Below are 11663 nucleotides of genomic sequence, written 5' to 3' on the forward strand. Positions count from 1 at the left end.
AGCCAACCCACCCTATAGAACATCGGCAGGCCCGGTTTACTGGGCCTGAGCCCCCGCACTCACGATTTCCAGAACAGAGACAGCAATCGCGATGAGCAAAGAGAACCACGGCAATCACCATGGCCACCACGATCATGGCCATCCCCAGCACAAGACCGGCGGCGGCCTTCACAAAGATTGGCGGGCCTGGGCCGTGGTGCTGCTCATGGTCGCGGCGATGGCGGTCTACACGCTGACGTTCGACGAGTCGATTGAACCGGGCGAGCCCGAGCAACAAGAAGTGCCGGCCGCGGCCGAGTAGCGCTATGCCCCCAAAGCGGCTGCGGGCGTCGGCGCGTTACCGAAACATTTCGTTGAGTTTGCCGAACGCCGTCCGCGATTGGCCGTTGCGGTTCCGCCCGGCAAGGCCGTCGCTGCCGCGACGGAACAGGTTCTGCAGCGTCTGTCCTTGCGGCGGAATGACGAACAACTCCGGATCGTCCACCACCCAGGGCGTCGACCAACTCTTGCCGTTATCGAGATTCGCGACGTTAAAGAAGAAGTTGTTGAACTCCAGGCACTTGTTGCCATACGGGAAGCTTGAGTATAGGTGGTCGTCGGCCGTGAGATTCCCCACGCCCGGGCGCGCATATTGATGAACCTGACCATCGGGCGTGAACGATAGCCCAAACGTCCACCAGCCCGGCTCGTCAATGATTGGACCCGGCACGTCCTGGCCGTTCGGGCGAGCCCGGACCGCCAGTTGCGCGAAGTCGCGTTCATATTTCGGCGTCGTTTCGCTGCGAAACATGATGAACATGCCGGGCCAATAGGGCTCGATCGCTCCATCGGGGGTGCGTCCTGAAACGTCGGCGCGAATGCCGAACGACGCGCCGCTGCGATTCTCCCACCGCTTGAATTCCGGCAGATAAACCCGCACCACGCAACTCGGACTCCACGCCGCTGGAATCGATCGGCCGATCCGCGATTCGACGCTCATCAGCAGATCGTCCTGCATCTGCTCGCCGCTATAGCTGCCGGGGATGCCCGAGAATTTTGTCGCCAGGAAGAGCGAGCCCTTGCTTCCCGGCAAGCCGCCGGGCGGGGTCGCAATCCGACGGATCACGTCGGGCTGTCCCCGTTTCGCGCCTTCGTACCACCGGCCGTTAACGCTCCGTCCCCCCGGCGGACGCTGCTCCTCGTCCTGCTCGTGACTCGCCTTGGCGCCGTTCATCACATAGCGCCAATCGGCGGCCTCGAAATTGTCGCCGCACTGGACGACTTTCACGCCGCTGCCGGGCACGAATGGTTGGTCGGCCGCATGCGTTGCCAACGAACTGTAAAGGCAAAGCAGCGACGCCAGAGTAAGGCGATGTATGCGCATGGCACGTCCCTGTCGCGTCAGCACGAGTCGCGAAGTCGGCGGCGCAGCGGTGCGCCGTCTCCCACGTTATCGGCAGATCCACCCCGGGAGCTAAACTCGCCGCAACCCGAAGACTCGATCTCGGCTGTCCGCTAGCATCGCGCGCAGGCGATTGAGCGCCGCTAGCGCGGGGCGTCGAGCCCCTCCCGCGCGCGGTCGTCGATCACTTGCAGCATCAGCGGATGAAGTCCCAGCGGCGGCGTCACGACGTGCGAGATCCCCATCTCGCGAAACGGACTGGCCGCTTCAGCGGCCAGTCGCGGAATATCCTCGCTCCAATGCCGGCCAGGCGCCAGAAAATAGGGGACGATGAGTACCTGTTTCGCGCCCAACTCCACGCACCGGGCAAAGGCGGCGGCGATCGACGGCTCCGCAAGTTCCATGTGCGCGGGTTCGATGATTGGCCAACCGGAATGCCGTCGGTACGCCTCCACCACCTCCAGCAGCAGGTTGTTGCTCTCGGGCCGGCGCGAACCATGGTCGACGATGATCATGCCGGCATCGGCGGGGCAGGGGAGTGGGACTCGGTCGGGCATTGCGCGTCATGGGCAGAGTGAGTGGGCGGCTGGGTCGATTTTAGCTGTCCGAGACGACTCCGTAGTGAAGGAATCCCGGCAATCTGCAAAAAGCTGGTTCGCCGCGGAAGCTGTGGTATCCTTAGGGGACTGGGAACTGGCCCTCAGCGGTCAGTTCCCTTCGGTCGGACCTTCCTTCCCCTGGCATCCACCGCACATCCCGCTGGCCAGGCATGCTTCTGCTCAACCTTCGCTATCACAAGCGCTTCCAAATGGAAGTCGACCTGCGCCGCTGGCGGCTCCTGCCGGTTGGGATTTACCCCCATTATCGGCTCGTTTCCTGGTCGCCCGAACTGCTTCACGAGCACGCAGAAGCGAAGTACCTAAGCTTTCGAGATGAACTCGACGCCATCGTCTTCCCCTGTTTGGGCGAGATGCAAAGCTGTCGGCGGTTAATGGAGGAAATCAGCGATCGGGACGGCTTCGTTCCCGAAGCGACTTGGCTGGCGCAATACGTTGGGGCAGGACCGAGCCGCGTCGAGTCATGCGGCACGATCCAGGCAATTCGCACCACGCGTCAGCGAGCGAACATCCAAAACATCGGCGTCACGCCGCACCACCGCGGTCGTGGCGTCGGCGCGGCCCTCATCAACGTTGCCCTCGCCGGCCTGCAGCAGGTCGGGGTGTCGCGGGTCGGCCTCGAAGTGACGGCCCAAAACGACGCGGCGGTCCGGCTCTACCACCGGATCGGCTTCCGCTCGGTGAAGACGGTCTACAAAGCGATCGAAGAGCTTCCTCCTCTCCGCCGCACGGCCGTCCGCTAGAGCGCAGTTCTGTCGCCTTATCCAGCCCCCGGCTCCGCCGGGGGGGTAGCACCATGCAGGACGATGTCTACCGCAATGGTGACCGACCCCCCGGCGGACAACATAATGCAATAGCTAGCACGCGTCGCTAGCGGTAAAAAGGCCCGCGTTCCAGGCTGTTCCTAGAGACCTGACACGTTTCTAGGAGGTGAGCCATGGAACGCGAACTCTGGAGCGTACTATACCGTTTGACTCGGCGGTTATGCAGCGATCGTTCGGGACACGTCTATTCGGTCAGTTGGATCGTCGGCGTCTATCTCTGGGCGGTGATCCACGATCGACCGGTGAGTTGGGCGTGTCGGCCGGAGAATTGGCCGTCGTCATGGCAGGTGCGGCTGCCGAGCCAATCGACGGCGAGCCGTCGTCTCCGCACGGCGGCGGCCGTGGAACTGATCGAGCGGTTGAGGAAGCGTTGCTGGCAGGGCCCGCACCCGCCGGAGGTGAGCTTCCTCGACGGTAAGCCGTTGCCGGTAGGAGGCTTCAGCAAGGATCCCGACGCCACGCGCGGGCATGGCGTCGGCGGCCCGGCCCGCGGCTACAAGCTGCACGCCGTCTGGACGATCGATGCGCTCGTGGCGTGCGAAATCCAGCCGCTCAACGTGAGCGAACAGACGGTCGCCCGGCGACTCTTGCCGCAAGTCGGCGGAGGCTGCGTCCTGGCCGACGGCAACTACGACAGCAACCCGCTGCACGAGATCGCCGCACGGTCGGGCGTGACGTTGATCGCTCCGCAGCGTCGCGCGGGACGAGCGCTGGGCCACCGCCGCCACAGCATCGGCCGCTTGCAGTCGATCGAACTGCTGACGACCGCCGATGGCCAAGCACTCTTCAAGCAGCGGACGTACATCGAGCAACGCTTCGCTCAACTCACCAATTTCGGCGGCGGGCTCGGACCACTCCCCAACTGGGTGAGGCGACTGCCGCGCGTCACCCTCTGGGTGAACGCCAAACTCTGCATCCAGGCCGCTAGAAACCACTTGCGACGAGGAAACGATCTGATGGCGTTTGCATAATGTTGCGGAGCCGCGGGCTGCAAGACCACAACAGCAGTTGCCCGCTACTCGGCAGCCCGGTAGGCTTCCCTTGCCAGACCGCTTGGCCGGTCCGCCGCCCGGAACCCCCGCGCCCCGTCCCGCCACAGGGAGGGGAGATCCCGCATGCCCGCATCGAGCCATTCCAGTACCTCGCCCAGCCAAGTCCAGCGACGGACGGTCGAAACCCACCAGTTGGCCAATGGCCTCGTTCTGCTGGCCGAACCCGTGGCGACGGCCGAGTCGGCCGCCTTTACCCTCATGGTTCCGTGTGGGTCGAGCAACGACCCCGCCAGCCGTCTCGGTCTCTCAAACATGCTCTGCGATATGGTCATGCGCGGGGCCGGCGACCGCGATAGTCGCGCCCTGATCAATGATTTGGAAGTGCTCGGCGTCGAACGTGGAGAGTCCGTCGGCATCTCGCAAACAAGCTTCAGCGGCGCCACCCTTGCCGACAACCTGCTGGATGCCTTGGCAATCTACGCCGACATCGTCTTGCGTCCGCAGCTACCCGCCGAGCAACTCGACGCCGCCAAGATGGTCTGTCTGCAAGAAATCCACGGCGTCGAGGACGAGCCATCGCAAAAGCTGATGGACGAGTTGCGCCGCCGCACCTACCTGGAACCGTGGGGCCGCACCAGCCACGGCGACGAGTCGGGCGTCGAGGCGTCAACCGCCGCGGATATCAAGACGCAGTGGTCCGCGCACTATCGCCCCAACGGCGCCATCCTCGGCGTCGCCGGCAAAATCGATTGGGATCAGCTCGTGGAACTCGTCGAATCGCAATTCGGCGCCTGGGAGCCGGTCGAATCCGCCAAACCGCTCGAAGCCCAACGCGAAAAGCTATCGCCGCACATCGACTTCGAAGGCAACCAGTGCCACATCGGCATTTCGTTCCCCAGCGTTCCTTACAGCGACCCGAAATACCTGCAGGCCTGGGCCGCGGTGGGCGTGCTGTCCGGCGGCATGAGCTCGCGGCTCTTCACCGAAGTCCGCGAAAAGCGCGGGCTTTGCTACAGCGTTAGCGCGTCGCTTCAAACGCAGCGCGCGCGTGCCAGCGTCATGTGTTACGCCGGCACCACGTCTGAGCGCGCTCAGGAAACGCTCGACGTAACCTACGGCGAGCTCATCCGCCTCCGCGAGGGGGTGCTGCAATCGGAACTTCAACGGCTCAAGGCCCGCATCAAGAGCGGGCTGATCATGCAGCAGGAATCGACCTCGGCCCGCAGCGGTTCGATCGCTCGCGACTGGTATCACTTGGCCCGCGTCAGAACGCTCGACGAACTCGGCCGCCAGGTCGACGAACTGTCCGCCCACAGCATCAACGCCTACCTCGACGAGCACCCGCCGAACAATTTCACCTTCGCCACGCTCGGCCCGCAGGCTCTGAAGATTCCCGTTTAGATTTGCAAATACGAATTGAACCACGACGGCACGACGAGCACGACGGAAATGCAGACCGAATGATCTCTTGTCTTTCGTCGTGTCCGTTGTGTCGTCGTGGTTAGTTCCCCGGATCTGAAGAAGTAACAATTGGATACCGCCGTGAAGTTTCGCAGTGCCACGCTCGACAACGGACTAGAGATCGTCGCCGAGTGCAACGATTTGGCCCACTCGCTGGGGGTTGGCTTTTTCGTCCGCACCGGCGCTCGCGACGAAACCGATGAAGTCGCCGGCGTGAGTCATTTCCTCGAACACATGGTCTTCAAGGGGACGCCGCGCCGCACGGCCGAAGACGTCAATCGCGATTTCGACGAGATCGGCGCTCACTACAACGCCTTCACCAGCGAAGAGAACACGGTCTATTACGCTTCGGTGCTCCCCGAGTATCAGGAGCCGAGCATCGACCTCTTGGCAGACATCCTGCGGCCGAGCCTCCGCGACGACGATTTCAACATGGAGAAGAAGGTCATCCTGGAAGAGATCCAGATGTACGCCGACCAACCGCCATTCGGCATGGACGATCACATCAAGGCGCTCCATTTCGGGAGACATCCGATGGCCCGCAGCGTCCTCGGCACTTGCGAGACGATCGGCGCCCTGTCGGTCGACCAGATGCGGACCTACTTCGAGTCGCGCTACTGCCCGAGCAACGTCTTCGTCGCGGCGGCCGGCAAGGTCGACTTCGACCAGCTCGTCAAGCAAGTCGAAGCCCGCTGCGGCCACTGGGAACCACGCGCCGCGACCCGTGAATTGCCCAAGCCCGCTTCCAAGCCCGCCTTCGAATCGGTCGTCCGCGAATCATCGACGCAGCAGTACATCCTGCAACTCGCCGATGGTCCCGCGAGCGAAGACGCCGATCGCTACGCCGCAAAATTGCTGGCCACGATACTGGGCGACGACTCGGGCAGCCGACTTTATTGGGAACTGGTCGATCCCGGCATCGCCGAGACCGCCAGCCTGGGGCACTACGAATACCAGGGCCTTGGCATGCTCTACACCTGGCTCAGTTGCGCGCCCGATGACGCGGCCGAGAATTTCGCCAAGCTCCGCGAGGTGTATGCGAACGCGGAGCAAGACGGTTTTACCGACGAAGAATTGCGCCAAGCGCGCAGCAAAGTCAAGGCCCGCGTCGTGCTGGGCAGCGAGCGGCCTCGCAACCGGCTGTTCAACGTCGGCGGAAATTGGATGCAGCGGCGCGAATATCGCTCGGTGACGAACGACCTCGCGACGCTCGACGGCGTCGCGCTCGACGACCTCCACGCAGAGTTAAAAAAGTATCCCCTCACGCGCGCAACGACGGTTTCCATCGGCCCGCTTCAAGAGCTCGAGCCTCTCGCCTAGAACGTTGGCGCCGTCGCCGCCGGCGGTCCCCGGCGCCCTCAAGACGGGTTCCTCGCTACAACCGCTACCTCCCCGCCAGCTAGGCGTTGTCGAGGTACGACGCCAGGGACGGGCAGCGCCCCGCCGTCAAAATCGCCTCGCTTGGCCCAGCCGGCGCCGCGGCGGTCCGCTTCAGAAGCTATGCTTCGAGTAAACATTTGCCGCGCAGCGGAGTCTTCCGCGGCGAACCGACGACGGCGCTAGCGCCTGATCCGAATGCACCTTCTGAGATCATGACGATGCTGCGGGTACTCATCGTAGACGACGACGCGGAGGCACTGTACCGGACGCAGCGGCTGCTCCGCGGGTATCGCAGCGATTGGCAAATGAAGTTTTGCTTCGGGCCCGAGCCCGCGCTCGATGCGCTGTCGCTCGAGGCGTACGACGTCGTCGTGGCCGATCTGAAAATGCCCGGCGCCGACGGCGGCGAACTCCTCGCCTGCGTGCGGGATCTCTATCCCGATGCCATTCGCCTGCTGGTTTGCAATCAGGCCGAACACAACGAACTGCTGCGGTCGATGGGCCCGGCCCACCAATATCTGGCCAAGCCAGTCGATCCTGTCCTGTTCCGCGATTCCATCGCTCGCGCCGGCATCATCGGCAAGCGACTCTCGAAGCCCGGACTCAAGGCGCTGGTGTCGCAGATCAGCACGCTGCCCTCATTGCCGGCGGTGTTCGTCGAGCTAATGCGCGAATTGCGCGATCCTAACGCCTCGGTCCACCGGGTGGCCGAGTTGATCGGTTCCGACGTCGCGATGACGGCGAAGGTGCTGCAACTGGTCAACAGCTCGTTTTTCGGGCTTACCGTCCACGTCAAAGACGTCCACCACGCCGCGGCGCTGCTCGGGCTCAACGCCTTGAAGCCGCTCGTGTTGTCTGCCGGCGTCTTCCGCCAGCTGGAAGAGTCGCGCGTCCCCGCCGCGCTTGCCTCTCAAGTGCTGGAGCACAGCCTGGCCGTCGGTTGTCTGGCCAAGAAGCTCGCCGAGGCGGAAGGCCTTGATCGCGATCAGGCCGACAACGCGATGCTCGCGGGGATTCTCCACGACATTGGCAAACTGGTGCTGGCCGATTATTTCGGTCTCGAATACGCTCAGGTCTGCATGGCCGCGGAGACCGCCGATCTGCCGCTGCTCAACGCCGAACTCGATCAATTCTCGGCGTCCCACGCCGACATCGGCGGCTATCTGCTGGGGCTGTGGGGCTTGCCTCAAGAGTTGATCGAAGCGGTGGCCCTTCACCACGATCCGAGCGCCCACGAAGGGACGGAGTTCTCGCCCCTCACGGCCGTGCACGTGGCCAACGCCCTCGTGCACGCCACCGTCGAAGGCAATGAAGATCCCGAATCGCTGCGCATGGCGGCAAAATACGACCGCCGCTATCTCGCCCGCCTCCGCTGCGAACGCCGGATCTCCGAATGGGAAGCGATCGCCGTCGGCCTGGCGACGTGCCATTCGTAGCGGCTCACCAGCCGTTTTGCCGCAGGTAACGCTCCAGCGCCTCGCGTCGGAACCACTCGGCCGTCCAGCGCTCGTCGCTCGCAACATCGCGGAGTCGATCCGGCAGCAAGTAGGTCTGCGCTGCCAGCATCCGCCCATCGTCCAATTCGACGTGTAACTCGATTCGCTCGTAGAAGTCCGACTCATAGGCGTCGAGTGTCTCGAAGACTCGCGGCGAGAGATCGAAGACCACTATCCCGGCGGCGCACTCAGTCGACTCACTGGCAACCATGACGGGAAAGAGTTGCCCCGCCGCGCGATAGACCGCCATACCGCGCACTGTCGCCGGTGCAGCGCGAAACTCGTCACCGACGACCCGCTCCCAAATTTCCGGGAACATCAACGTGCCGTAAGCGAAGAGATTCATCGCGAGGTTAAGCAGGATCGAGGGGCGTGGCTCCGCCGACGCGTGAACTCCGTTGGAAAGACAGCGACCTCGGTTCGCTGCCCGCTACCGCACATGATTCAACTTATTGAGCCCGTTATACGCCGCCACTTTGTAACACTCGGCGAGCGTCGGGAAGTTGAACACGTTGTTGATAAAAAACTCGGCGTCGCCATTGAGGGCCATCACCGCCTGGCCGATATGAATCAGCTCGGTAGCCCCGGTGCCGATGGCGTGGACGCCGAGAATCTTATGCGTCTCCTGATGGATCAGCAGCTTCAGCATGCCAGAGTCGTCGCCCAGTAGCTTGCCGCGGGCAATCTCGCGGTAGTGAGCGATCCCTGATTCGTAAGGAATGCCTTCCGTGGTCAGCTGCTCTTCGGTCTTGCCGACCATCGAGATCTCCGGCACGGCATAGATGCCGTATGGAAAAAGACTCGTGTTGTAGTTGCCGACGTCGCACACGCCGAAGGCGTGGCAAATGGCCCGGCGACCTTGTTCCATTGCCGTCGACGCGAGCGAGGGGAAGCCGATGACGTCGCCGGCGGCGTACACGTAGTCGACGTTGGTTTGATACTGCTCGTTGACGATCAGCCGTTCGCGATCGTCGAATTCGATGCCAACCCGGTCGAGTCCGAGCGACTTGCAAACGCCCTGGCGGCCGACGGCGTACAAGAGCGTTTCGGCCCGCAGCGTCTTGCCCGATTCAAGCTGCGCTTGCACCAAGTGGCGGAAGCGGCCGGTTTCAATTTCGACTTCCTCGATCTTGCTCACCTTCTCGCCGAGCCGCAGCGTGATTCCCTTCTGCCGCATGTGATACTGGAAGGCGTCGCTGATCTCGCGGTCGAGGAAGCCCAGCAGCCGATTGCTTCCCTCCACCAAAGTGACGCGCACGCCCAGCGTCGCCATGATGCAGGCGTACTCCGTGCCGATCACGCCGCCCCCCACGACGATCATCGTCTTGGGCAGGTGATCGAGGCAGACAATCTCGTCGCTGGTAAAAATCGTGTGTTCATTGAACGGCACGTGCGAAGGCCGCGCCGGCTTCGTCCCGACCGCCAGCAGGAATTTGTCGGCGGCGATGATTTCGGTCGCGTCCGCCGTCTGAATCCGCACTTCGTGCGGACCTTCGAACTCCGCCCGGCCCCATATGAGTTCGACGCCGTTCCGCTCGAACTGCTTGCGGATCACTTCCCACTCGTGCCGGATCACTTGCTGCGAAATGGCGGTCAGGTCGGCGATCGTGATGTTCTTCTTGACGTGGTGAGTGCTGCCGAACAGTCCCCGCTGATTGGCGCCCGTCAGATAGAGTGCCGCCTCGCGGAGCGCCTTCGACGGAATCGTTCCCGTGTTGATCTGAGCCCCGCCCAGGACCGAGTTCTTCTCGATGATGGCGACCCGCTTGCCGAGCTTCGCCGCCTGGATCGCGCCCTTTTGCCCGGCGGGACCGGTACCAATGATGATGCAGTCGTATTGCTTCATGACACGCCAATGTCCCCCTCGCTTCAAGGGAGGGGTTAGGGGAGGGATTCGCAGCCCATGGCTGGACTTTACGGCGCCAAGGCTAGCCTTTGCCGCCGCATCGTGGAAATCGGCCCATCCTCTGGGCCGACTTCAAGCAGGAAAACTTTGCCGTTACTACCGGACGGGCAAGGGGCGTAAGGGCGGCCGGTCGTACCGGTCGTGCGGCGTCTGCCGCCAGGTGGGAACCAAAGTATACAATGGCGGGCCATCCTCGGTTAGTCGTCACATCGAGCGCCGCACGCCGCCATGTCCCTCTTCGAAGCCGCCGAAGCTGAAAATCGCCGCACCGCGCAACCCCTCGCCGCGCGCATGCGCCCGCGGACGCTCGCCGAGTTCGCCGGGCAGCAGCACTTCCTGGGCGAAGGAAAGCTGCTCCGGCGCTTGATCAAGGCCGACCGCCTGACGGCCCTGTTGTTCTACGGTCCTCCCGGCACCGGCAAGACGACGCTGGCACACCTCCTGGCGCGCGAAACGCGCGCTCGCTTTCGGCAACTCAATGCGGTGACCAGCGGCGTGAAGGAACTGCGCGCCGTTCTCGACGAAGCCCGCGACGCCCTCTCCGCGGAGGCGACGCGGACGCTGTTGTTCATCGACGAGATCCACCGGTTCAACAAAGCCCAGCAAGACGCCTTGCTGCCCGACGTGGAGGAGGGCGCAGTGATCCTGGTCGGCGCCACCACCGCCAATCCCTTTTTCGCGGTGAACGATGCGCTCGTGAGCCGCTCACGCGTCTTCGAATTCCAGCCCCTCGGCGTCGACGACGTCAAGCAGGTCCTGCGCCGCGCCATTGCCGACAAGCAAAACGGCCTTGGCCGACTGCCGATTGAAGCCGACGACGACGCCCTGGAGTTTCTCGCCCAAGTGTCCGACGGCGACGCGCGTCAGGCGCTTTCCGCTCTCGAAATCGGCGTTCTGTCTTCCGACGAGCGGCCCATTCGTTTCACCCGCGACCTCGCTGCCGAGAGCGTCCAGCGGAAAGCGATTCAATACGACGCCAACGGCGATTCTCACTACGATTCGATCAGCGCCCTGATCAAATCCATCCGTGGCAGCGATCCCGACGCGGGCATGTACTGGCTCGCCCGCATGCTCGAAGGGGGAGAGGACGTTCGCTTCCTCTGCCGTCGGCTCGTCATTCTGGCAAGCGAGGACGTCGGCAATGCCGATCCCCAGGCGCTCGCCATCGCCGTCGCCACGATGCAGGCGTGCGAGTTCGTCGGCCTGCCGGAGTGCCAGCTTTCGCTGGCGCAGTGCGTCGCCTACCTCGCCTGCGCGCCCAAATCAAATGCCGCCACGATCGCGATTGGCGAAGCTCGCGGCGACGTACGCGAGGGACGGCTCGTTCCAGTGCCGACTCACCTGCGCGACGGTCACTATGCCGGCGCCAAACGCCTCGGTCATGGCGCCGGCTACGAATATGCCCACGACGCCCCGGGCGGCGTCGCCGCCCAGGACTATCTCGGCGTCGAGCGCGAGTACTACCGCCCGGTCGATCGCGGTTTCGAGGCAGAGTTAGCGGTTCGCCTGGAATCGATCCGTAGCACGCTTCGCCAAGCCCGCAAGTCGTCCCAATCCCCATCTCCCCCGGAATAAATCCCACCGATTTTGCTGGATTTTCTTGACG

Annotated in this window: 11 protein-coding genes; 7 read left to right on the plus strand and 4 right to left on the minus strand. The window is 63.5% G+C overall.

Annotation, left to right across the window (positions count from 1 at the left end):
- The first annotated feature begins 91 nt into the window (after positions 1-91).
- Complete coding sequence (locus I41_RS14200) at positions 92-301, plus strand: hypothetical protein (RefSeq protein WP_145433372.1); 210 nt, start codon at positions 92-94, stop codon at positions 299-301.
- Between the two features lie 36 nt (positions 302-337).
- Here the strand turns inward: I41_RS14200 and I41_RS14205 are convergent, their stop codons facing one another.
- Together I41_RS14205 and I41_RS14210 are read right to left on the minus strand one after the other, a co-directional pair.
- Entirely contained in the window at positions 338-1363 is a 1026-nt protein-coding gene (locus I41_RS14205) for a hypothetical protein (RefSeq protein WP_145433374.1), read from the minus strand.
- A gap of 161 nt (positions 1364-1524) precedes the next feature.
- Positions 1525-1938: a CbiX/SirB N-terminal domain-containing protein gene (locus I41_RS14210; protein WP_145433376.1), complete on the minus strand. Its 414-nt coding sequence runs from the start codon at positions 1936-1938 to the stop codon at positions 1525-1527.
- Between the two features lie 212 nt (positions 1939-2150).
- Between I41_RS14210 and I41_RS14215 the strand changes: the two genes are divergently transcribed.
- From I41_RS14215 to I41_RS14235, 5 genes are all read left to right on the plus strand, one after another.
- Positions 2151-2741, plus strand: a complete 591-nt coding sequence (locus I41_RS14215; protein ID WP_145433378.1) for a GNAT family N-acetyltransferase — start codon at positions 2151-2153, stop codon at positions 2739-2741.
- A 194-nt stretch (positions 2742-2935) separates the two neighbouring features.
- Complete coding sequence (locus tag I41_RS14220) at positions 2936-3793, plus strand: transposase (protein WP_145429803.1); 858 nt, start codon at positions 2936-2938, stop codon at positions 3791-3793.
- A gap of 144 nt (positions 3794-3937) precedes the next feature.
- On the plus strand, positions 3938-5215 hold the full coding sequence (locus tag I41_RS14225) for a M16 family metallopeptidase (protein ID WP_145433380.1): 1278 nt from the start codon (positions 3938-3940) through the stop codon (positions 5213-5215).
- A 141-nt stretch (positions 5216-5356) separates the two neighbouring features.
- Positions 5357-6595 carry a M16 family metallopeptidase gene (locus I41_RS14230; RefSeq protein WP_145433382.1) on the plus strand — a complete coding sequence of 413 codons (1239 nt, stop codon included), beginning with the start codon at positions 5357-5359 and terminating at the stop codon, positions 6593-6595.
- A 278-nt stretch (positions 6596-6873) separates the two neighbouring features.
- Positions 6874-8091 (plus strand): HDOD domain-containing protein, encoded by a 1218-nt coding sequence (locus I41_RS14235; protein WP_210420952.1) that lies wholly within the window; start codon positions 6874-6876, stop codon positions 8089-8091.
- 4 nt (positions 8092-8095) lie between these two features.
- Here the strand turns inward: I41_RS14235 and I41_RS14240 are convergent, their stop codons facing one another.
- On the minus strand, positions 8096-8497 hold the full coding sequence (locus I41_RS14240) for a gamma-glutamylcyclotransferase family protein (protein WP_145433386.1): 402 nt from the start codon (positions 8495-8497) through the stop codon (positions 8096-8098).
- 84 nt (positions 8498-8581) lie between these two features.
- Positions 8582-9997, minus strand: a complete 1416-nt coding sequence (gene sthA / locus I41_RS14245; RefSeq protein WP_145433388.1) for a Si-specific NAD(P)(+) transhydrogenase — start codon at positions 9995-9997, stop codon at positions 8582-8584.
- Between the two features lie 288 nt (positions 9998-10285).
- On the opposite strand from sthA, the gene I41_RS14250 reads away from it, so the two are divergent.
- Positions 10286-11632, plus strand: a complete 1347-nt coding sequence (locus I41_RS14250) for a replication-associated recombination protein A (protein ID WP_145433390.1) — start codon at positions 10286-10288, stop codon at positions 11630-11632.
- Positions 11633-11663 lie beyond the last annotated feature (31 nt).

Source organism: Lacipirellula limnantheis, from assembly GCF_007746075.1.
GTDB classification, from domain to species: Bacteria; Planctomycetota; Planctomycetia; order Pirellulales; family Lacipirellulaceae; genus Lacipirellula; species Lacipirellula limnantheis.